The following is a 23,078-nucleotide window of genomic DNA, read 5'->3' as shown; positions in this document are numbered from 1 at the left end:
CCTCGACATGCGCAAGCTCATCTCAGCCTGTCTTCATTTCCGACTCGTCCCCATCGCGGCCTCGGTGCTGCTCCTCGTGCTCGGCTACACGAGCCTGCGCGGCATGCCGGTGGACGTCTTCCCGGAGTTCGCGCCGCCGCTGGTGGAGATCCAGACGGAGGTGCCCGGCCTCTCCAGCCTGGAGGTGGAGAGCCTGGTCACCACGCCCCTGGAGAACGGGCTCGCGGGCGTGCCCGCGCTCGCGACGCTCCGGTCCAAGTCCGTGATGGGCCTCTCCTCCGTGGTGCTCATCTTCGAGCGGGGGGCGGACCTGTTCCGCGCGCGGCAACTGGTGCAGGAGCGGCTGGCCCGGGTGGCCCCCACGCTCCCCGCCGCCGCGAGACCGCCGGTGATGTTGTCGCCCGTGTCCGCGACGAGCCGCGTGCTCAAGGTGGGCCTGCGCTCGGACTCGCTCGACCGCATGGCGCTCTCGGACGTGGCGCGGTGGACCATCCGACCCCGGTTGATGGGAATCGCAGGGGTGGCCAACGTCGCCATCTGGGGCCAGCGTGACCGCCAGTTCCAGGTGAAGGTCGACCCCGAGCGGCTGCGGGCCGCCAACATCCGCCTGGAGGACGTGCTACGCGCGGCGGGCGACGCGAGCGCGCCGGCGTCCGGTGGCTTCGTCGACACGCCGAACCAGCGGCTGGCCGTCAGCCTCACGAGCGCCGCGTCACTGGAGACGCTGAAGGAGGTCCCCGTCGCCTTCCGCAACGGGGCGTCGATCCGGCTCGCGGACGTGGCCACGGTGGAGGAGGGGCACCCGCCGCCGATTGGCGAGGGCATCGTCGATGACGAGGCCGGCATCCTGCTCATCGTGGAGAAGCAGCCCTGGGGGAACACGCTGGAGGTGACCGAGCAGGTCGAGGCGGTCCTCGAGCAGCTCCGCCCCGCGCTCCAAGGGGTCACCATCGTGCCGGGCATCTTCCGTCCCGCCACCTTCATCGAGACCGCGCTGGGCAACCTCCGGCACGCGGTGCTGCTGGGCTGTGTGATGGTCGTCGTCGTGCTGTTCGCCTTCCTCCAGAACTGGCGGACGGCGGCCATCAGCATCGTGGCCATCCCGTTGTCGCTGGTGGGCGCCATCGTCGCCCTGCGCATGGTGGGGGCGACCATCGACACCATGGTGCTGGCCGGCCTGGTGCTCGCGCTGGGCGAGGTGGTGGACGACGCCATCATCGACGTGGAGAACGTCCAGCGGCGCCTGGAGGAGAATCGCCGGCTCGGGGGGGCGCGCTCCGCGTTCCAGGTGGTCCTGGATGCCTCGCTCGAGGTGCGCAGCGCCGTCGTCTACGCCACGGTCATCGTCATCCTCGTGTTCCTCCCCGTGTTCTTCCTGGAGGGCGTGAGCGGCGCGTTCTTCCGCCCGCTCGCCGTGGCGTACGTGCTCGCGGTGTTCGCGTCGATGGTGGTCGCGCTCACGGTGACGCCCGTGCTGTGCCTGCTGTTCCTGACGCACCGGGAGGAGAAGGCGCCGCGGCTGGGGACGTGGCTGCGCGGACGGATGGGCCCGCTGGTGGGGTGGGTGCTGGACCGGCCGCGGGTGGCGGTCCGGAGCGTCGTGGGGGTGCTCGTGGCGGGCATGGCCCTGGCGGCCCTCCTGGGCGAGGGCTTCCTGCCCCACTTCCAGGAGACGGACTTCCTCATGCACTGGGTGGCCAAGCCCGGCACGTCCGGCGACGCGGTCCTGCGCACGGCCCTGCGCGCCAGCGCGGAGCTGCGCGCCATCCCGGGCGTGAAGCACTTCGGCGCGCACATCGGCCGGGCGGAGGTGGCAGACGAGGTGGTGGGCCCCAACTTCGCGGAGCTGTGGATCAGCCTGGACGGCGCGGACGACTACGCCGCGACGGTGCGGCGCATCAACGAAGTGGTGGAGGGCTACCCGGGCCTCTACCGCGACGTCCAGACGTACCTCCAGGAGCGCATCAAGGAGGTCCTGAGCGGCGCCAGCGGCTCCATCGTCGTGCGCGCCTACGGGCCGGACCTGGACGCGCTGCGCGCCAAGGCGGGGGAGCTGGAGTCCAGGCTCCGGGCCATCCCCGGTGTGGTGAACCTCAAGGTGGAGCCGCAGGTGCTGGTGCCCCAGCTCCAGGTGCGGCTGGACCCCGAGGCGGGGCGGCGACTGGGGCTGACGCCGGGGGACGTGCGGCGAGCGGCGAGCACCCTGCTCCAGGGCACCAAGGTCGGCGAGGTCTATGTCGAGGAGCGCACCATCGACGTCGTCGTCTGGGGCAGCGACTCCCTGCGCCACGACGTGGCGGCGGTCAAGGAGCTGCGCCTGATGACGCCCTCGGGGGCACCGGTCCGGCTCGGCGATGTCTCGCGCGTGGAGATGGCCTCCGTGCCCAACATCGTTCAGCACGAGGGGGCGTCACGCCGCCTGGACGTCACGTGCGACGCGAGGGGCCGGGCCCTGGGGGCGGTCGTGAGCGACATCCAGGCGGTGGTGTCGAGCGTGGAGTGGCCCGCCGGCCACTACGCGCGGGTCCTGGGGGAGTACGCGGAGCGGCAGGAGGCCCGCACGCGGTTGATCGCCTTGTCGCTGCTGGCCGTGCTGGGCATCGCCCTGGTGCTCTACCTCGACTTCCAGTCCTACCGGCTGGTGGTCTTCACGCTGGGGACGCTGCCCTTCGCGTTGGTGGGAGGGCTGGTGGGGGTCCTGCTCACGGGCGGCGTGGTGTCACTGGGTTCCCTGGTGGGCTTCGTCACGGTGCTCGGCGTGGCGGCGCGGAACGGCATCCTGCTGGTCAGCCACTACCGGCACCTGGAGGAGGTGGAAGGCGTGCCCTTCGGACGCGAGCTGGTGCTCCAGGGGACGCTGGAGCGGCTCCAGCCCATGGCGATGACGACCCTGACGACGGCCCTGGCGCTGGTGCCGCTCGTCGTCGGTGGCCTGAAGCCCGGGCAGGAGATCGAACACCCCATGGCCGTGGTCATCCTGGGCGGACTCTTCTCGTCCGCGGTCCTCAACGTCTTGCTCGTCCCCGCGCTGTACCTGCGCTTCGGGCGCGGCGCGGCGTCGCGGGAGACGGGCCCTGGCGAAGTGTCTCCGCCCGCCTCGCAGGACTCCCTCAAGGCTTCATAGCGGGCGGACGCGCGCGACGCTCCCGTTCTCCACGCCTCTTCGCGAAGTGGAGCCCCAGGAGCGTCAGCAGGAGCGGGGCGGCGGCGAGCCCACTGCAACCACCGGAAGAGAGCGGGCCCGTCGTCTCCTGGAGGTGCTCCAGCGGCACCTGCTCGGCGACCGGGGGCCGCGGTGGAGCGGGCTGGGTGGGGTTGGAGGGCGGAGGAGCCGGTGGGGTGGGGGGGGCCTCGACCTCGACGAGGAGTCGCTTCTCCGCTTGGGAGTAGCCCAGGACCGCGCGGGCGTGGACCTCGAAGACGCCGGGGGACGGGAACACCTGCGTGTGGTCCATCCCGGTGCCGACGACGTCCTCCTTGCCCAGGCGCCACTCGATGCTCGCGCCCTCGTGGCTGGGGGCCGCGGTGAACGACACGGTCAGCGGGGCGAACCCCTTCAAGGGGCTGGTCGCCACGGCGAGCGTCAAGGCGACCCGCTTCGAGAGGACGAACTCGTCGGCGACGCCCCCATCCGGTGTCACCAGCCTCGCCGTGAGGACGTCCTGGTGGATGCGGACGTCGAGGAAGCCATAGTCCTTGTCGCTGCGCACCGCGGTCCACCGGGGCAGCGGGTTCGGGAACTTGCGCAGCACGGCGCCTCCCGTTCCCACCACGACATACGTGACGCCCCGCTTCCCCTTGGGGGCGACGCTCTCGCCCACCAGGGGGAACGTCCGCTCGTAGTCGTGGTCGTGCCCGGTCAGCACCAGGTCCACGTCCCCTTGTTCGAAGAGTGGCGCGAAGGTCTCCCGGAACTGGGTGTCGATGCCGTGGCCCCCGCTGGACCAGGGCGGGTGGTGCATCATGACCAGCTTCCAACGGGCCTGGCTCGCGCGGAGGTCCTCGACGAGCCACTCCCGCTGTTCCTTGGGAGAACATGCGCCGCCCGCGAGTCCCATGGCGCAGTTCGTGTCGAGCGAGACGATGTGGGCATCCCCCCAGTCGAACGAGTAGTAGCGCTCCGTGTCCTGGTCGTTGTTCGTGGGGAGATGGAAGTTGTCGAAGTAGGGCTGCCCGCGGTCCGTCAGGTATTCGTGATTGCCCGGGGTGGCGAAGGCGGGGGCGCCGCGCAGCAGCTCCGCCAGCGGCGCGAAGAACCGGCTCTGGAACTCCGCGTGGGTGCCGGACGAATAGGCGTTGTCGCCCAAGGCGAGGAACAACTGGGGGGCCGCGTCCGTCATGGCCTCGGCCACGCGCATCTGCATGGCGCCTCCCGTCCCGGAGTCACCCACGGCGATGAAGTGCACCGCGTCCCCGGGCCCCGGCGCCGTCCGGAACGTGAACGGGCCGAGCGAGGCCCCGCAGGCCTCGACGACGTAGTCATAGGCGGTGTTCGCCTGCAGGTCCTTCACCGCGAGCACGTGCTGTGTCCGCGGGCCTTCGCTGGTGGGCACGCTCTCCAGGGCCTCTCCGGTCCGCCCCAGGCGCAGCGTCGCGGCGCAGGGCCGCCTCACGTTGAAGACGATGAGCGCCCGGTCCCGCGTGACGTTCTGCAGGTAGGGCTCACGCGTGAAGGGGCCCGCCGTTGCCTCGCCGCCGAGCAACAGCACCCACACTCCCAGCCACCGCACGAACGGCTCGCCACGCACAGCCGCGAAGATGCTGTGGGGGCAGGCAGCCGTGAGTGTCCTGGAGGGTGAGCGACGTCATTCTCCACGACGTCTCATGCCCGCAGCCCTCGTGGGCGGGCCCCCGCCGCTCAATGCACGGCTTGGGGCGGCTGGAGCTCGGGGCCGGAGAGCGGCAGCTCGACGATGAACGACGCGCCTTGCCCCTGACGGCTCTCCACGCGGATGGTGCCCTGGTGGGCCTCGACGATGCGGCGGCTGAGGAACAGGCCCAGGCCCAGGCCGCCATAGTTGCGGGCCGAGACGGCGCGCCCGAACTTGTCGAAGATGCGGCCCAGGTCCTGCTTCGCGATGCCGATTCCCCGGTCCCGCACGGTGAGTCGCCCCATTCCGGACTCCTTCTCCACCCTCAGCACCACGGGCTCCCCGGCGCCGTACTTGATGGCGTTGGACACCAGGCCCCGCACCACCTGCTCCAGCCTGCGTCCATCCCAGCGCCCCACCACCGGGCCCGGCGATTGGATGACCAGCTCGCTGCCGGCCTGCGAGGCCGGCGTGCGGAACTGCCGCGCCACCTCGCGCACGACCTCGGACAGGTCCACGTCTCCCAGCTCGAGCGGCAGGGGGGCGCCGGTGAGCTGCGTGACGTCCAGCAGGTCGTTGATGAGGGCGGTGAGCTTGCGCACCTGGAGCGACGTGTTCTGCGCGGTGTGCAGCACCCGCTGTCGTAGCTGTCCCTCGGAGGTCGACCCCATCGCCGCTCGCGCCAGGCCCTGCAGCTTGATCTGGAGCGGCGTCAGCGGCGTCTTCAGCTCGTGCGAGGCGACGGTGAGGAACTCGTCGCGCAGCCGCACGGCCTCCTGGAGCTGGACCTCGATCTCCTTCAACTGCGTGACGTCCTGGATGGCGAGCACGACGGTGGAGGGGTGGCCGTGCATCGCCGGGAGCTGTTCGGAGTCGACGAGCACCTCGCGGCGTCCCAGCAGCGTCATCCACGTCCCCGGCACCCGGCGCAAGGCCTCGCCCTGGGCCGCGCGGGCACCGGGCGTCCGCTCGTTGCGCATGGGCTGCCCGCCCTCGTCCACCACGCTGTAGGCGGTGTCGTACCGCTGCACCGGGACGTCGAGCGGGAAGTGTCCACCGGCAAGCTGGTGGGAGGCCTGGTTGGCGAACAGGGCCCGGCCGCTGCCCGGCTCCACGAGGACGAGCGGGATGGGCGTCAAATCCAGCACCGCCTCCAGCCAGCTCTGCTGGCTGCGCAGGTGCGCCGCCAGCTCCTCCGCCTTCTGCCGCGCGCGGACCTGCTCCGTCACGTCCAGCGCGAAGGAGAGCACGGAGTCCACCTCGCCCCGGGCGTCGCGCAGGGGCTGGTAGACGATGTTGAAGTAGCGCTGGTCGACCGCGCCGCCCTCGTGGTCCACGAGGAGGGGCTGCTCCGTGGCGGTCTTCCCGTGGCCCGTGGCGTAGACGTGCGCCAGCTCCTCGGAGTAGTCCCGCGCCCGGGCGCTCTGGCGCGCGAGGGCGAGCAGGGACATGCCCCGGAGGTCCACGCCGCCGGACATCCGCCGGTAGACGGGGTTGACCAGGGAGAACGTCTGCTCGGGGCCGGTGAGGATGGCGATGGAGGCCGGGGCGTTCATCAGCACGTCGTAGAGGCGCGCCCGCTGGGCCTCGACCTCGGCCTCCGTGCGCTTGCGGTCCGTGATGTCGTTGACGAGCACCACGCAGCCCTGCACCTGGCCGTGTCCCTCCCGGTAGGGCACGAACGTGGACTGGACGTGGAGCTGTCGCTGGTCCTTCAGGGTGAGCGCCGTCTCGTGGGTGGCGTGCTCTCCGGCCAGGGCCCGGCGCAGCCAGTCGCGGAAGAGCGACTGGAAGGCCTCGCCCCCGGCCTCGCGCACCGTCCTGCCGACCAGGTCCTGGGGCGGGACGCCGAACCAGGTCTCGGAGGCGCGGTTGCAGAAGACGATGCGCTCGTCCCTGTCGACGTAGGCGACCAGGGCGGGGAGCGCGTCGGTGATGATGCGCAGCTGCTGCTCCCGCTGGCGGGCCTGGGCCCGGCTGATCTCCAGGGCCTCCTTGGCCTGGGTCTGCTCGGTGATGTCCCGCTGCGTCCCCCAGATGCGCAGCAGTTGCCCGTTCTCGATGATTCCGACGAAGTTGGCCAGGCGCACGCGCATGATGCCGTCGCGGTCCGGCTGTCGCGTCTCGACGTCCACGGCGCGGTAGCCGTCGCGGATGAACGCGCGCACGCTCATCCCCTGGATGTCCGTGGTCCGGTCGAGCAACTGGCGCAGCGTGCTGCCCACCATGTCCCGCGCGGAGTCGAAGCCCGTCATGGCGGCCATGACCTCGTTGGTCTCCGCGATGCGGCCCCGCGCGATGAGCGCGTCCACCTGCTCGGTCTCCGGCAGATGCGTGTCGAGTGGCGGGTCCACCTCCATGCGCCAGATGCCCTCCGTGCTCTGCGCGACGAAGGTTCGGTAGCGCTCCTGGCTCGCCGCCAGGGCCTGGGTCGTCTGCCGCAGCTCGCGCTCGGCGGCCCGGTGCACGGAGACGTCCTCGGCGGTGGCCACCCACTCGCGGACGATGCCGTCGTCGTCGAGCACCGGGACGCCCCGGACGACGACGTCCCGCCAGGCCCCGTCCCGGTGTTGCAGGCGAAGCTCGCCCCGGTAGGGGGTGCGCGTCTCCAGCGTGGCGCGCCACTCGGTGACGAAGCGCGCGCGGTCCGCGGGGTGGATGGCGTCGAGCCAGCCCAGGCCGAGGTGGGCTCCCCGGGACTGGCCGGTGAAGGCCATCCACCGGGACGCGGGCTCCAGCAACTGTCCCCGGGGGTCCGTCGTCCACACCGTCTGGGAGGCGGCCTCGATGAGGGAGCGGTAGCGCTGCTCGTTGACGCGCAGCGCCCGTTGGGCCCGCTTCTGCTCCGTCGTCTCCGTCACCGTCAGGCCGACGCCCTGGACCTCGCCGGCGGCGTTGCGGATGGGGAAGTAGTTGGTGAGGAAGTAGCGGGTCTCCCCCGCGGCCTTCGCCGTGGTGCCGGAGATCTCCAGGTTGCGCACGGCCACGCCGTCCTCCAGCACCTGGCGGTAGCACGGCGCCACGACGGGCCACAGGTCGGGGACGATTTCGGAGACCTTCCGGCCCAGGTGCGCCAGGCGGGGGATGCCGTTCATCTCCGCCAGGAACTCGTTGATGTGGATGTAGCGCAGCTCGCGGTCCAGGAAGGCCAGGCCGATGGGCGCCGAACCGACCAGCGTCTCGAGGACGGCCTGGACCTGCGCGGACGAGAACCCCTCGATGGCGTCTTCCTGCGTCATGCTGGCGCCTGTCGTGTGCATGGGGCTCCCGACCACTCCCGCCCAGGAGGGGTTCCCGGGGGGCGGTGCCTGCCTCGTGCTCCGGGCGCAGGACACCCGCTGTTGAGGGTGCGCATCGCCGTGGCGGGCGGGGAGCCAGCCTGTCGAGGGGGCGGCGTGGGGTGCGCCGCTCCGGGGCCCGCCCGGGGCCACGGACATGGCGCCGCGCGACTTGAAGGAGGGGAGGGGGGTTGGGAATGCTCGGCCCCATGCCCTCTTCCCGTCTGTCCTGGAGCGCCGCCGTGCTGTCGCTGTCCCTGGCCCTTCCCGCCCCCGCGCGGGCGAAGGAGCCCTCCGCCGAGACGCGAGCGCGCGAGGCCGCGCTGTTGATGGGGAGCGTGCTGGGGGGCACGCCCATGCTGGAGGACCTGCGCTCACTGGTGGACGAGGTGGGCGGGCGGGCGACGGGCTCGGACGCCAATCGCCGCGCGGTGGAGTGGGCGCTCGAGCGCTTCCGCGCCGCGGGCATCCCTGCCCGGGCGGAGCCCTTCCGGATGCCCGCGCTCTGGTTGGAGGAGGCGGCGCGCGCGACGGTGCAGGGGCAGGGCGTGCGCTTCTCGCCTCGCGTCGCGGCCATGCCCTTCTCCGTCGCGACGCCCAAGGGCGGCCAGTCCGCGCCGCTCGTCGACGTGGGGCGCGGCGCGGAGGTGGACTTCTCGCGGGTGGGGGCGAAGGCGCGGGGCGCGTTCGTGCTGGTGGAGACGGACGAGCTGCGGGACGTGGACGGCCTGTTCCGCGAGTACAACGAGTCGGTGGGAATCGAGGCGCGCGCGGTGGCCGCCGGAGCCGCGGGCGTCGTCTACATGGGCAGCCGCCCCGGCAACCAGCTCTACCGGCACAACGTGTCCACGGGCCCCAAGAACACCCGGCCCATGCTGGTGATGGAGCGCGACGGCGCGCGGCGCGCCCAGCGGTTGCTGCGCGCCGGCAAGGCGCTCACGCTCGACGCCACGCTGGAGTTGAAGACGGGCGGCCCCTACGAGGCGCACAACGTCATCGGAGAGATTCGCGGCGCCACGAAGCCGGACGAGGTGGTGGTGCTGGGCGCGCACCTGGACAGCTGGGACCTGGGCGGCGGCGCGCTCGACAACGGCGCCAACGTGGCGATGCTCATCGACCTGGCCCGGCAGATGAAACGGCTGGGGCTGGTCCCCGCGCGCACCCTGCGCTTCGCCCTGTGGAACGGCGAGGAGCAGGGCCTGTACGGCTCCGCGGGCTACGTCGCCTCGCACGCCGCGGAGCTGGACGGGCACGTCATGGCGCTGTCGGTGGACATCGGCTGCGGGCGCATCACCGGCTTCTTCACCAACGGCCGTCCCCCGCTGGTGCCGCTGGTGGACCAGGCGCTCGCGCCGGCCGCGGGCCTGGGGCCGTTCACCCAGGTGGACGTCCCCGTGGTGGGGACCGACAACCTCGACTTCATGCTGCAGGGGGTCGCCAACCTCATCGCCAACCAGGAGCCGGCCACCTACGGCCCCAACTATCACGCGCGCTCGGACGAGTTCGAGCAGTGCGACGCCCGGACCCTGCGCGGCAACGCCGCCGTCGTCGTCGCGCTGGCGTGGGGCTTCGCCACCATGGACACGCGGCTGCCCCGCCAGGGCCGGGCGGAGGTGGACGCCCTCATGCGCGCCACCGACCTGCTCCAGCAGATGAAGTCCTTCAACCTCTGGGAGGAGTGGGAGTCCGGCGCGCGCGGGCGCCCCCAGGGGCGTCAGGTTTCACCCGCCCCGCGGTGACGTCCAAGACGAGACGGCCCCTGAGACATCCATCGAAACATGGCGCGCTGCGTCTCGAATGACGGGCGCGGAGGATTTGAGTTTGTAACGCAGTTGCTGGTAGTCCCGGTGCCCCCCTTTGGTTGTGGAGAGGTGCATCGCATGCAGAAGCGACGTATCGGCTTGGGCTCACGACGTTTGCTGGGCATTTCCCTCGTGTCCGCGCTGGCGCTGAGCCAGGGTTGTCAGCCGGTGGACGAAACGGAGGTGGCGCCGGAGGCCGCCCCCACCGCGGAGGCGGCGCAGCCGCTCGCGACGGGCTTCGCGGAGATGCACCACCACATGTTCGCGGAGGAGGCCTTCGGTGGTGGCTGGTTCCACGGCAGCCACACCGGCACGCTGGTGAGCTGTGACGGCGGACTCCCGGAGAGCGACCACGCGCGGGTCCGCATGGACCTGAGCGGGATGCTCAACTTGTGTCCCAGCACGGGCGGGGTGAACCTCTCCAGCGTCCCGGTGCTCGCGCAGCTGTTCGGCCTGGGCGGGGCGGTGGGCTCGGAGTTCATCGGGAAGATCGAAGGCACCGAGGGCGACACCGGCATTCACCTGGGGCGCATGGCGGTGCCCACCCAGTGGCCGCGCTGGGACACGATTGCCCACCAGCAGTCGTGGGAGGGCTGGCTGCAGAAGGCGCACCAGGGTGGCATGTCGCTCGTCACCATCTCCCTGGTGAGCAACGAGTTCCTCTGCAAGGTCCTGCCGTACCAGAACCTCAAGCGCGCCTGTGACGAGATGGCGGACGTGGACGTGCAGCTCCAGATGGCGCGGGACTTCGACGCGCGCACGAGCTGGGCGGAGATCGCCCTGTCGCCCGCGCACGCGCGGCAGATCATCGCCTCCGGCAAGCTGGCGATGGTGCTCTCCATCGAGGCGAGCAAGCTGTTCGGCAGCAAGGACTGGCAGGCGGAGCTCAACCGCTACCACGGCCTGGGGGTGCGCTCCATCCAGCCGGTGCACCAGCTGGACAACCGCTTCGGCGGCGCGGCGCCGCACAACTTCATCTTCCACGCGGCGCAGTTCCTGGAGAACTGCCACGTGGACACCGACTGCGGCCTCACCGGGGACGGCTTCACCCTGGGCTTCGACGTGGACGCCAACTGCAAGAACGTGAAGGGCCTGACGGCGGAGGGCAAGGCGCTGGTGGGTGAGCTGATGAACAAGGGCATGCTCATCGACGTGGCGCACATGTCCGAGCGCAGCGTGCAGGACACCTTCGCCATCTCCCAGGCGCGCACGTACTACCCGCTCTACGTCTCCCACGGCCACTTCCGCGAGGTGATGAACCCGGCGCTGGCCGCCAACGAGAAGACGACGCCGGCGTGGATCGTCCGCTACCTGCGCCAGACGGGCGGCATGTTCGGCCTGCGCACCGCGCACGACGAGACGCTCACCTACACGCGCACCCCGGTGGCCAACAACTGCCAGGGCTCCACGCGCTCGCTGGCGCAGGCCTACGAGTTCGGCCGCCAGGGCCTCAAGGTCAACATGGGCTTCGGCGCGGACCTCAACGGCTTCATCCAGCAGACGCGCCCGCGCTTCGGCAACAACGGCGCGTGCTCGGCGGGCTTCAAGGCGGAGGCGGACGCGCAGATGAACCAGCAGCGCGTCTCCGGCCCGCCGCGCCTGGGCACCGACTTCGACGAGTTCGGCCTGGCCCACGTGGGCCTGTTGCCGGACGTGGTGCGCGACCTCAAGCAGCTCGGCGTCAACACCACGGGGCTGGAGGGCTCCTCGGAGAACTTCATCCGCATGTGGGAGCGCGCCAACTCCACCCGCGCGGGCATGGCGGACGCGGCGGCGGACATCGACACCTCGGGCGTGGCGGCGTACGTGGAGAAGGCGACCCGCGAGGCGGCCTATCCGAAGATCTGCGGCAAGTCCTACGCGCCGGCCTCGAAGCTGGTGGGCGACACCTGCCGCTTCGCCCAGGAGTGCGCGAAGGGCACCTGCTCGGCGACGGACTCCTGCGGCAACGCCACCGGCACCTGCCAGTGCTCGGTGGACACGGACTGCTCCACCAGCCAGTACTGCGGCTGGGGCCTGAACGCCGGCAAGTGCCAGCCGAAGAAGCCCAAGGGCGAATTGTGCGCCAGCGCGCGTGAGTGCCTGTCGAACACCTGCCGCTGGCTGACCTGCGGCTGAGGTCCGCCGTCCCGTCGTCCCTCCGGGGGCGTCGCGTCAGCGGACGTGACGCTCCTGGAGCCAGGCGTCGATGCGGGCGAGGTTCCCGCTGGTGTCGGACGCCTCCCGGGCCGCCATCGCCCGGGCCTCCAGGGCCAGCCGGACGGCCCGGGTGCGGTCCGTGTTGGCGTCCCACAGCGCGCGCGCCAGGTTGAAGCGGATGAGGGTCGTGGTGTTGGCGGAGACGGGCTCCGCCTTGTCCCAGCCCGCGTCGGCGCGCTCCAGCACCCCCAGCGCGTCCCGCGGGCGGTCCAGCCGCAGGTAGAGCCCGCCCAGGTCCGACAGGGCGTAGGTCCAGTGGCCGGTGGAGTCCTCGGACTCCTGCATCAGGATGTCGACCGCCCGCTGCATGTAGGGGAGCGCCTCCGGGTACTCCTCCTCGCGCTGGTGGACGCGGCCGATCATCCGCAGCAGGGGGACCAGCTCCGGGGACTTGGGGCCGTGCAGCTTCTCCCGGATGGCGAGGCTCCGCTGGTACTGCTCCAGGGCCAGGCCGAACTGCTTCTTCATGAAGTTGAGGCTGGCCAGGTTGCTGTGGAGGATGGCCGCGCCCACGCTCTGCGCGCCGTCCGTCTTCGCCGCGATGGCGAGCGCCCGCTCGAACAGCGGGTAGGCGTCGTCCATGCGGCCTCCCTCCATGAGCGCCGTGGCCAGGTCGTTGAGGACGTCGTAGACGCGCGGGTGCTCGGGGCCGAGCGTGCGCTCGAACACGGCGAGCACCTCGCGCGCGAGCTGCTCCGCGGCCTTCCACTCGTGCATCTCCCGGAGCACCGGCCCCAGGGCCTGCCGCACCCGCGCGGCCTCCGGGTGCTCGGCGCCCAGGGCCTCGCGGGTGACGGTGATGGCGCGCTCCAGGTGGGCCCGCGCCTCCGGCAGCGCGTTCCGGCTCCAGTGGGTGGCGCCCAGCGCCTCGTGCACGCTGGCGGCCTCCAGGCTGTCCGGTCCGAAGGTGCTCTCCGCCAGGACGAGCGCCTGCGCCTGCTGCGCCACGGCCTCTTCGTAGTGGCGCTGTTTGCGCAGCACCGTGCCCGCGTGGGTGAGGAGCTGGATGCGGATGAGCTCGTTGCCCGCCCCCAGGCGCTCGATGGCGGCGGTGGCCCGGTCCTTCCAGCGCGCGGCCAGCGCGTATTCGTCCAGCCCCACGGCCGTCACGCGCACCAGCAGCGTCCACGCCCGCGCGGCGACGGAGTCCTGCCGCGTGGCCTCCGCCGCGTTGACGGCCTCGAAGAGGGCGCTCTCCGCCCCGCGCCAGTCGCCCGCGCCCTCGCGCAGCTCCCCCAGGAGCAGCGCGCCCTCCGCGGTGTCGTAGCGGTTGCCGGACTTGCTGGTGTCGTTGACGACGGGCTCCAGCAGCGTCACCCCTTCCGCGTAGCGGCCGGTGGCCAGGAGCGCGCGGCCCCGCGACAGCTTGTCGCGCAGCTCCGTGTGCCGGCGCTGTCCGTCGGCGTCGAGCGGTGGGGGGCTGACGCCCGGCGCCAGCTCCTCGGAGCACGAGGCCAGCGAGGGGAGGGTGCGGGCGGTGCGGTGGGCCTCGTCCACCATGCGCGCGTCGGCCTGGGCCAGCACGCTCGCCAGCGCGGCCACGTCCGCGAGCCGGTTGTCCAGGCAGCGCATGCGCCAGGCGAGGACGTCCTCGGACTGCTCTCCGCGCACGCGCGTCGCCTCGCAGGTGGCGACCCGCGTGGTGGCCCACGCGGCGGTGTAGGCGTCCAGCTCCCGGCGGACCTGCTCCCAGGCCGCGGAGGCGTAGGGCCGGCGCGTGGCCATGAAGGCGGCGTGGATGACGGACTGCTGCGAGGGACCCCAGATGTTGGCCACCTCCTCGTGCGCCCCCGCGCAGGCCCGGGCGCCGCTGGTGTGCACCGCGTGCGTCAGGCCCACGGCGGCGATGAGCACCGTCACCGCGATGGAGAGCTGGAGCGCGCGGCGCCAGCGCGCCATCGGGTCCTTCTGGAGCGCGTCGAGCAGGGCCTCCAGCGACGGGAAGCGGTCCTCGGGGCGGCGCGCGAGCCCCCGCAGGAGCACCCTCCGCACCCAGGGCGGCACGCGGGTCCCGGTGGGCGCCGGCGGCACGTCCCCCACGGCCACCTGCGCGGTCAGCGCGGCGAGGGTGCCTCCGTCGAACGGGCGGAGCCCGTAGAGCGCTTCGTGGAGCGCGACGCAGAAGGAGTACTGGTCCCCCGCGGGGCCCGCCCGCGTCGTGCCGAGCAACTGCTCCGGCGCCATGTAGGCCGGCGTGCCGCCGCGCACCGAGCGGTCCAGTCCGCGGGTCTGCGCCTGTCCCGCCGCGGTGGCCGTGGCGCTCGCGTCCTCGGAGGTCGCGCCCAGCCGCGCGAGGCCGAAGTCCGTGACGTGGACCTGGTCGTCCTTGTCCAGCAGGACGTTCTCCGGCTTGAAGTCGCCGTGGACGACCCCCGCGGCGTGCGCCGCCGCCAGGCCCTGGCCCGCCTCGAGGAAGCGGTCGAGCACGGTGCGCCACGGGCGGGGGGCGGCCTTCATCCAATCCCCCAACGTCTGGGCCTCCACGCGCTCCATGGCGAGGAACACGTGCTGGCCGAAGGTGCCCACGTCGTAGACGGCGATGACGTTGGGGTGGGAGACGCGGGCCATGGCCTGGGCCTCGCGCAGCAGGTGGGCGCGCTCCTTCTCCACGCCCAGGCCCAGGGCGTTGGTGCGCAGGAGCTTGAGCGCCACGCGTCGATCCAACTCCGGGTCGTAGGCCCCGTACACCACGCCCATGGCACCGGCGCCGAGCATCTCCAGCACCAGGTAGCGGCCCACGGCCGTGCCCTTCTCCAGGGCCACGTCGTCGCGACGCCCCTCGCTCGGGGCGTGAGGCTCGGTGGGCGTCGAGCCGGTGAGCGGCGCGGGCGGGGAGGGGGGCAGCTGGGCGCGCAGCCCCTCGGCCACCAGCGTGCGGCACGACGCGCAGGTGTCGAGGTGGGCATCCACCTCCGTGGTCTCCAGGGGGGACAGCTCGCCCAGGAGCAGCTTCATGAAGACGGTCTCGTCGATGCAACGCATGGAGCGGCGTCTCGATGGGCGCGGGCCCGGGTGGCGGAGCCGGAGGCCTCGAGACGATATCACCGAGTGATATCACTCCACGGGCCTCGGCCCCGCACCGCGTGCGCGGCGCCTGCGGGATGGCGCCCCCCTCGAAGCCACGGGGGCGTCGCCGCCGCGCCTCGGTGACGCCGGGGCCACGTCCGGAGATGGGACGCCCCGCGGCGGACGTCGGGAGGTGCCTCGTCCGGGCGGTTGTGGAAAGGTGCTCGTGGGAGGAACGCCCATGAAGGTCGCCGTACTCGATGACTACCTCGGCGTGGCGCGGGACTGCGCGGACTGGTCGCGACTGCCCCCGGGGGCCACGCTCCACGTCTTCCGGGAGCCGCTGACGGGGGAGGACGCGCAGGCGGCGGCCCTGGCCGGCTTCGACGTCGTCGTGGCGATGCGGGAGCGCACGGCGTTCCCGGCGACGCTCCTTGCGCGGTTGCCGGACCTGCGGCTCCTGGTGACGACGGGGATGCGCAACGCGGCCATCGACCTCGACGCCTGTCGCCGCCAGGGCGTCACCGTGTGTGGGACGGGCGCGGTGGGGGCGCCGGCGGCGGAGCTGACGTGGGCGCTCATCCTCGCGCTCCTCAAGCGGGTGCCCGAGGAGGACCGGGCGCTGCGCGAGGGGCGCTGGCAGACGGGGCTGACGCGGACGGTGGAGGGCCTGCGGCTGGGTGTCGTCGGCCTGGGCAAGCTCGGCACGCAGGTGGCGCGCGTGGGGCGGGCCTTCGGGATGGACGTGGTGGCGTGGAGCCCACGGCTGACGGCCGAGCGCGCCGAGGCGGGCGGCGCGCGGCTCGTGGACAAGCCCACGCTGTTCTCCTCCGCGGACGTCGTCACCCTGCACCTGGTGCTGGGCGAAGGCACGCGGGGCGTCGTCGGCGCGGCGGAGCTGGGGGCGATGAAGCGCTCGGCGTACCTCGTCAACACCTCGCGCGCGGGGCTGGTGGACGAGGAGGCCCTGCTGTCGGCGCTGCGCGAGGAGCGCATCGCGGGCGCGGGACTGGATGTCTTCTCCTCGGAGCCGCTGCCCGTCGGCCATCCGCTGACGACGCTGCCGAACACGGTGCTCACGCCGCACCTGGGCTACGCCACCCGCGAGAACTTCGCCGTGTACTACCGCGAGGCGCTGGAGGACATCCTCGCCTGGAGCGGCGGTCAGCCCGTGCGCGCGCTGGGGGCGCGGTGAGTTACGTGCCTCACGCGCGATAGCACTTCAGGAACACGCGCACCGCGCGGGAGACGCGCGCCTGGAGCCGCGCCTCCTCCAGCCCCTCGCGCATCGCCAGCTCCACCCGGATGCTGAAGTCCCCCGTGCACAGCGAGCAGAAGTCGATCGCCGCCTCCAACGAATCATCGAACCGCAGGTCCCCCGCCGCGCTCGCCCGCTCCAGGTAGCGGGCCATCCGCTGGTACCCGGACCACACGCCCTGTTCGAACAGCTCCTCGCCCAGCTCGGGGAACTGGTCCGCCTGCGCCGCGAAGACGAGGTAGCGCTTGACGAGCACGGGCGAGAGGATGAGCCGCAGTAGCGCCTCGCCAATCTGTTGCAGGTCCCGCTCCAGGTTCCCCGTGGGCGTGTCCAGCAGCGCGTTCAACTGGTCCTCCATCGCGGTGATGCCTTCGGAGAAGCACGCGAGGAAGAGGGCCTTCTTGTCCTCGAAGTGGTTGTAGACCGTCGCCTTGGACACCCCGGCCCGGGCGGCGATCTGATCCACGCTGGCCCGCTCGTACCCCAGCTCACTGAAGACCTGGGAGGCGCCACCGAGAATCTGGGCTCGCTTGGCTGGCGAGAGCTCCGTGGATGTCTTCTTCATGTCGCCGACTTCTCTCCTGCCTGCTCCCCCATGTCACCTCCAGCGCTCCCAGTGAACTGAACCGTTTGGTCTTGACGCAAAATCACCTCGCTCCTATTTGTGCCACCCAATTGAACTGAACAGTTTAGTTCAGCGCCGCCTGTGTCGGAGGGAATCCTGACCGGGGCGTGGCCCGCGCCGGCGTGGGCCGAGGAGCCATGGTGAAGAGCGATTTCGTCGTGAGGACCGCTGCCGGGCGGAGCGCTGCCCGCTGGCTGCTGCGCACCCCCCGTGTGGCCGGCCTGGGGGCCGTGGCCTTGTTGCTGGGGGCGTGTGGCGCGAAGCCGGAGGCCGCGGCGGGCGGCGCGTGGGGGGCGGGGCCGGTGGAGGTGGGCGTGGTGGCGTTGGCGGCCTCTCCGGTGTCGCTGACCAAGGAGCTGCCGGGGCGCACGTCCGCGTTCCGGGTGGCGGAGGTGCGTGCCCGCGTCAACGGCATCGTGCTCAAGCGGTTCTTCGACGAGGGCAGCGACGTGAAGGAGGGGCAGGTGCTCTTCCAGATAGACCCGCAGCCCTATCAGGCGGCGCTGGACAGCGCGAAGGCGGCGCTCGCGCGGGCCGAGGCCAGCCTGGAGCTCAGCCGCCTGCAGGCGGAGCGCGCCACGGAGCTGCTCGCGGCGCGGGCCATCAGCAAGCAGGAGTTCGAGAACGCCAGCGCGGCGCAGAAGGTGTCGGTCGCGGACGTCGCTTCGGCGAAGGCGGCGGTGCAGTCGGCGCAGATCAACCTGGGCTACACCCGGGTCACCGCGCCCGTGTCGGGGCGCATCGGCCGGGCGGAGGTGACCGAGGGCGCCTACGTGCAGCAGGGGCAGGCCACGTTGATGGCCCGGGTGCAGCAGTTGGATCCGCTCTACGTGGACGTGTCCGAGTCCAGCGTGGAGGTGCTGCGGCTGCGGCGGGAGCTGGAGGCGGGGCGGCTGCGACGCTCGGACGCCACGCACGCGACGGTGAAGCTCCTCCTCGAGGACGGCACCGAGTGCCCGGAGCCGGGCACGCTCCAGTTCTCCGACGTGACGGTGGAGCCGTCCACCGGCTCGCTCACGCTGCGGGTGCTGGTGCCCAACCCGGGGCAGCGGCTGTTGCCGGGCATGTTCGTGCGCGCGCGGCTGGAGGAGGGCGTGGACCCGGACGCGCTGCTGGTGCCGCAGTCGGCCGTCACGCGCGACGCCCGGGGCCGGGCGACGGCGCTCGTCGTGGGGGCGCAGAACAAGGTCGAGCCCCGCGTGCTCGTGGCGAACCGGAGCGTGGGCGACCAGTGGCTCGTCACCGAGGGGCTGGCCGCGGGAGACCAGGTCATCGTCGAGGGGTTGCAGAAGGTGCGTCCGGGCAGCGAGGTGCGCGCGGTCCCCGCCGGGTCCGCCGTCACGCGGCAGACGCGCTGAGTTCCGCCTCCCGTCACCACCGAGAGAACCACCGTGGCTCGCTTCTTCATCGACCGTCCCATCTTCGCGTGGGTCATCGCCATCATCATCATGCTGGGGGGCGTGCTCGCGATTCGCGGCCTGCCCGTGGCCCAGTACCCCGCCATCGCTCCGCCCGTCGTGAGCATCGGCGCCTTCTACCCGGGCGCGTCCGCGCGGACGCTCGAGGACACCGTCACGCAGGTCATCGAGCAGAAGATGAACGGGCTCGACCACCTGCGCTACATGTCCGCGTCGAGCGACTCGGCCGGCAACGTCAGCATCAACCTGACCTTCGAGCCGGGGACGGACCCGGACATCGCCCAGGTGCAGGTGCAGAACAAGCTGCAGACGGCCACCGCGCTGCTGCCCATGGAGGTCCAGAAGCAGGGCCTGCGCGTCAACAAGGCGGTCAGCAACTTCCTGATGATCGTCGGCTTCGTCTCCTCCGACGGCGGGATGACCGAGCACGACCTGGGGGACTACGTCGCCTCGAGCATCCAGGAGGCGCTCAGCCGCGTCCCCGGCGTGGGCGAGGTGCAGTTGTTCGGCGGCCAGTACGCGATGCGCATCTGGTTGGACCCGGGCAAGCTCACCAGCTTCAAGCTCACGCCCGACGACGTGTCGCGGGCCATCCAGGCGCAGAACGCGCAGATCTCCGCGGGCCAGTTGGGCGGAGCCCCGTCCGTGGTGGGCCAGCAGCTCAACGCCACGGTGACGGCGCAGAGCCGCCTGCAGACGCCGGAGCAGTTCCGGGAGATCCTCCTGCGCGTCAACCCGGACGGCTCCCAGGTGCGCCTGCGCGACGTGGCGCGGGTGGAGCTGACGGGTGAGTCGTTCGAGGCCGCCAGCTTCTACAACGGCAAGCCCGCGACGGCGCTCGCCATCAAGCTGGCCACCGGCGCCAACGCGCTGGACGTGGCGGCGGCGGTGCGCGCGCGCATGGACGAGCTGTCGCGGTACTTCCCGGCCGGCCTGGAGGTGACGTACCCCATGGACACCACGCCCTTCGTGCGGCTGTCCATCGAGGAGGTCATCAAGACGCTGCTGGAGGCCATCGTCCTGGTGTTCCTGGTGATGTACCTGTTCCTGCAGAACTTCCGCGCGACGTTGATTCCCACCATCGCCGCGCCCGTGGTGCTGCTGGGGACGTTCGGCGTCCTCTCCGCGGCCGGGTACAGCATCAACACGCTGACGATGTTCGGCATGGTGCTGGCCATCGGCCTGCTCGTGGACGACGCCATCGTCGTCGTGGAGAACGTCGAGCGCGTCATGGCCGAGGACGGCCTGTCCCCGAAGGCGGCGACGCGCAAGTCGATGGGGCAGATCACCGGCGCCCTGGTCGGCGTGACGTCCGTGCTGTCGGCCGTGTTCGTGCCCATGGCGTTCTTCGGCGGCTCCGTGGGCGTCATCTACCGCCAGTTCTCCATCACCATCGTCTCGTCCATGGTGCTCTCCGTCATCGTGGCCATGACGCTGACGCCCGCGCTGTGCGCCACGTTGCTCAAGCCCACCCATGGCCATGGCCAGCGGGGCTTCTTCGGCCTGTTCAACCGGGCCTATGAGCGGACGAGCGGCCGTTACCAGCGGTGGGTGGCGGTGCTCCTGGGCCGCACGGGGCGGTCGATGGTGGTCTACGTGGCCATCGTCGCGGTGATGAGCCTGTTGCTCGTGCGGCTGCCCTCCGCGTTCCTCCCGGACGAGGACCAGGGGCTGGTCCTCTCCATGGTCCAGTTGCCGCCCAACGCGACGCTGGAGCAGACGACGGCGGTGATGGACAAGGTCACGAAACACTACCTGGTGGACGAGGCCGCCTCCGTCGAGTCCATCATGGCCATCTCCGGCTTCAGCTTCGGCGGGCGTGGGCAGAACGCGGGCATGGCGTTCGTCAAGCTCAAGGACTGGAGCGAGCGCAAGGCCCCGGGGCTCAAGGCGAACGCCGTGGCGGGCCGCGCCCTGGGCATGTTGGTCGAGGTCAAGGAGGGCATGGTCTACACCTTCGTGCCGCCGGCGGTGTCGGAGCTCGGGAACGCCACGGGCTTCGACCTGCAGTTGCAGGACCGGGGCGGGTTGGGACACGAGGCCCTCATCGCCGCGCGCGACCAGTTGCTGGGCATGGCGTCCCAGCATCCGGCGCTGGCGAACGTGCGCCCCAACGGCCTGGACGACGCGCCCCAGTACCGCGTCGACGTCGACCAGGAGAAGGCCGCTGCGCTGGGCCTGTCCCTGACGGACATCAACAGCACGCTCTCCTCGGCCTGGGGCGGGGCCTACGTGAACGACTTCATCGACCGGGGTCGCGTGAAGAAGGTCTACCTCCAGGCGGACGCTCCGTTCCGGATGCAGCCGGAGGACATCCGCCGGTGGTACGTGCGCAACGCGAGCGGGGAGATGGTGCCCTTCTCCGCCTTCGCGAAGGGGGAGTGGACGCTGGGCTCGCCGCAGCTCGACCGCTACAACGGGCTGCCCTCCGCGCAGCTCCTCGGCGAGGCCGCGCCCGGCCGCAGCTCCGGTGAGGCCATGGCGGCCATGGAGGAGCTCATCCAGAAGCTGCCGCGCGGCATCGGCTACGAGTGGACGGGCATGTCCTACGAGGAGCGGTTGTCCGGCTCCCAGGCGCCCCTGCTCTACGCGCTGTCGCTGCTCGTCGTCTTCCTCTGCCTCGCGGCGCTCTACGAGAGCTGGTCCATCCCGGTGTCGGTGATGCTGGTGGTGCCGCTGGGCGTCATCGGCGCGCTGGTGGCGGCGTACCTGGGGCGGCTCAACAACGACGTGTACTTCCAGGTCGGCCTGCTGACGACGATCGGCCTGTCCGCGAAGAACGCCATCCTCATCATCGAGTTCGCCAAGGACCTGCACGAGCAGGGCAAGAGCCTGCGCGAGGCGGCCCTGGAGGCGGTGCGCATGCGCCTGCGGCCCATCATCATGACGTCGCTGGCGTTCATCCTCGGCGTGCTGCCGCTGGCCATCGCCAGCGGCGCGGGCTCGGGGAGCCAGAACGCCATCGGCATCGGCGTCATCGGCGGCATGCTCTCCGGCACCGTGCTGGCCGTCTTCCTCGTGCCCGTCTTCTTCGTCGTCATCCTGCGCAGGTTCTCCAAGAAGTCGGACACCGTGGCGCCCACGCACGCCGCCACGACCGGAGGGACGGTCCATGGTTAGGCGTTCACTGGTGGCCTGGGCGAGCGCGGCCCTGCTGGCGGGCTGCACGCTCGCGCCGAAGTACCAACGGCCCGACGCGCCCGTCGCTCCCGGGTATCCCGGGGCAGGGGACTCGACGAAGCAGCCGTCCGTGGCGGACCTGGGCTGGCGGGACGTCTTCGGGGACGAGCGCCTGCGCCAGCTCGTGTCGCTGGCGCTGGAGAACAACCGCAGCCTGCGCATCGCCGCGCTGAACGTGGAGCGCGCCCGGGCGCAGTACCGCATCTCCCGCGCCGACCTGTTCCCCTCGCTCAACGCGACGGCGGGCGCGTCGTTCCAGCGGCTCCCCGGCTTCCAGAGTCCCACCGGGCAGCCGCTCGACATCGAGGCCTACAGCGTGGGGCTGGGCATCACCGCGTACGAGCTGGACTTCTTCGGGCGGGTGCGCAGCCTCAAGGACCAGGCGCTGGAGCAGTACCTCGCGCTGGGCGAGGCGCAGCGCAGCGCCCACCTGTCGCTGGTGGCCGAGGTGGCCCAGGCCTACCTCACCCAGCGCGCGCTGGAGGAGCAGCTTGCGCTCGCCCGCCAGACGCTCGAGACGGTGGAGGCGTCGTTCGACATCACCCGGCGCAGCCACGAGCTGGGGCGCGCGTCGGAGCTGGACCTGCGCACCGCGGAGACGCAGGTGCTCGCCGGCCGCTTCGCCCTGGAGCTGTACCTGCGCCAGAAGGCCCAGGCCGACAACGCGCTGGTGCTGCTCGTCGGCCAGTCCCTGCCGGAGGGACTCCCGGAGCCCATGTCCTTGTCCCAGCAGCCCCTGCTCGCGGAGCTGCCCGCGGGGCTGCCGTCGGACCTGCTGGAGCGCCGCCCGGACATCCTCGCCGCCGAGCACCAGCTCAAGGCCGCCAACGCCAACATCGGCGCCGCGCGCGCGGCCTTCTTCCCGTCCATCACCCTGACGGCCACCGGCGGCACCACGAGCACGGAGCTGTCCGGCCTCTTCGGGAGCGGGACGGGCGTGTGGAGCTTCCTGCCGCAGCTCAACCTGCCGCTGTTCGCGGGAGGCCGGCTCGAGGCCAACCTCGACATGGCGGAGGTCTCCAAGTCCATCGAGGTGGCGCGCTACGAGCAGACCATCCAGGTCGCGTTCCGCGAGGTGGCGGACGCGCTCGTCGCCCGGGCCTCGTTCGAGGCACAGCTCCAGACCCAGACGCAGCGGGTGGAGACGGAGACGCGGCGCTACCAGCTCTCCGAGCAGCGCTACCGGGCCGGCATGGACAGCTACGTCACGCTGCTGTCCGCGCAGCGCGACCTCTACGGCGCCCAGCAGACGCTCATCGACGCGCGGCTGGCCCGCCTCACCAACCTGGTCAGCCTCTACAAGGCCCTGGGCGGAGGTTGGCGGGAGGACACGCGGCCCGCGGGCGAGCCGACGGAGGGCTAGGCACGGGCGCCGTCTCCCACGTCCGTGGCGAGGCGGCGCATCAGTCACCCTGCTGGCGGACTTCAGCCGGTGCCGTCATCCGGGATGCGGAACCTCCGCGCCGCGGATAAGAAGACACCATCGGCCTCCCGGCCATGC

11 protein-coding genes are annotated in these 23,078 nt (G+C 71.7%); 7 read left to right on the top strand and 4 right to left on the bottom strand.

Annotation, left to right across the window (positions count from 1 at the left end):
- Positions 1–7 precede the first annotated feature (7 nt).
- The gene (locus tag LZ198_RS21825) at positions 8–3,124 is read left to right on the top strand and encodes an efflux RND transporter permease subunit (RefSeq protein WP_253973961.1); all 3,117 of its coding nucleotides are present in this window, start codon (positions 8–10) and stop codon (positions 3,122–3,124) included.
- On the opposite strand, the gene LZ198_RS21820 is transcribed toward LZ198_RS21825, so the two are convergent.
- Together LZ198_RS21820 and LZ198_RS21815 are read right to left on the bottom strand one after the other, a co-directional pair.
- Positions 3,111–4,730, bottom strand: coding sequence for a metallophosphoesterase (locus LZ198_RS21820; protein ID WP_253973960.1), 1,620 nt, complete (start codon positions 4,728–4,730; stop codon positions 3,111–3,113). The two genes, LZ198_RS21825 and LZ198_RS21820, sit on opposite strands and share 14 nt — an antisense overlap.
- A gap of 128 nt (positions 4,731–4,858) precedes the next feature.
- Positions 4,859–8,050 (bottom strand): PAS domain-containing protein, encoded by a 3,192-nt coding sequence (locus tag LZ198_RS21815; protein WP_253973959.1) that lies wholly within the window; start codon positions 8,048–8,050, stop codon positions 4,859–4,861.
- Between the two features lie 248 nt (positions 8,051–8,298).
- On the opposite strand from LZ198_RS21815, the gene LZ198_RS21810 reads away from it, so the two are divergent.
- Positions 8,299–9,828 carry a M28 family metallopeptidase gene (locus tag LZ198_RS21810; RefSeq protein WP_253973958.1) on the top strand — a complete coding sequence of 510 codons (1,530 nt, stop codon included), beginning with the start codon at positions 8,299–8,301 and terminating at the stop codon, positions 9,826–9,828.
- Positions 9,829–9,969: 141 nt separating this feature from the next.
- Positions 9,970–12,009 (top strand): membrane dipeptidase, encoded by a 2,040-nt coding sequence (locus tag LZ198_RS21805; protein WP_253973957.1) that lies wholly within the window; start codon positions 9,970–9,972, stop codon positions 12,007–12,009.
- Positions 12,010–12,045: 36 nt separating this feature from the next.
- Here LZ198_RS21805 and LZ198_RS21800 read toward each other — a convergent pair whose 3' ends face one another.
- Positions 12,046–15,072, bottom strand: coding sequence for a tetratricopeptide repeat protein (locus LZ198_RS21800; RefSeq protein ID WP_253973956.1), 3,027 nt, complete (start codon positions 15,070–15,072; stop codon positions 12,046–12,048).
- Between the two features lie 265 nt (positions 15,073–15,337).
- Here LZ198_RS21800 and LZ198_RS21795 point away from each other — a divergent pair, with 265 nt between their 5' ends.
- Positions 15,338–16,291 carry a D-2-hydroxyacid dehydrogenase family protein gene (locus LZ198_RS21795; RefSeq protein WP_253973955.1) on the top strand — a complete coding sequence of 318 codons (954 nt, stop codon included), beginning with the start codon at positions 15,338–15,340 and terminating at the stop codon, positions 16,289–16,291.
- Positions 16,292–16,301: 10 nt separating this feature from the next.
- On the opposite strand, the gene LZ198_RS21790 is transcribed toward LZ198_RS21795, so the two are convergent.
- Positions 16,302–16,919, bottom strand: coding sequence for a TetR/AcrR family transcriptional regulator (locus LZ198_RS21790; protein WP_253973954.1), 618 nt, complete (start codon positions 16,917–16,919; stop codon positions 16,302–16,304).
- Between the two features lie 197 nt (positions 16,920–17,116).
- Here LZ198_RS21790 and LZ198_RS21785 point away from each other — a divergent pair, with 197 nt between their 5' ends.
- From LZ198_RS21785 to LZ198_RS21775, 3 genes are read left to right on the top strand one after another with little or no spacing between them, the layout of a single operon-like run.
- Positions 17,117–18,337, top strand: a complete 1,221-nt coding sequence (locus tag LZ198_RS21785; protein WP_323382848.1) for an efflux RND transporter periplasmic adaptor subunit — start codon at positions 17,117–17,119, stop codon at positions 18,335–18,337.
- A gap of 33 nt (positions 18,338–18,370) precedes the next feature.
- Positions 18,371–21,517 carry an efflux RND transporter permease subunit gene (locus LZ198_RS21780; RefSeq protein ID WP_253973953.1) on the top strand — a complete coding sequence of 1,049 codons (3,147 nt, stop codon included), beginning with the start codon at positions 18,371–18,373 and terminating at the stop codon, positions 21,515–21,517.
- On the top strand, positions 21,510–22,940 hold the full coding sequence (locus tag LZ198_RS21775; RefSeq protein WP_253973952.1) for an efflux transporter outer membrane subunit: 1,431 nt from the start codon (positions 21,510–21,512) through the stop codon (positions 22,938–22,940). Before LZ198_RS21780 ends, LZ198_RS21775 begins: the two co-directional genes overlap by 8 nt.
- Positions 22,941–23,078: the final 138 nt, after the last annotated feature.

The sequence above is a fragment of the Myxococcus dinghuensis genome (assembly GCF_024198235.1).
Taxonomy (GTDB): domain Bacteria; phylum Myxococcota; class Myxococcia; order Myxococcales; family Myxococcaceae; genus Myxococcus; species Myxococcus dinghuensis.
This window is presented reverse-complemented; position numbering and strand designations above follow the sequence as displayed.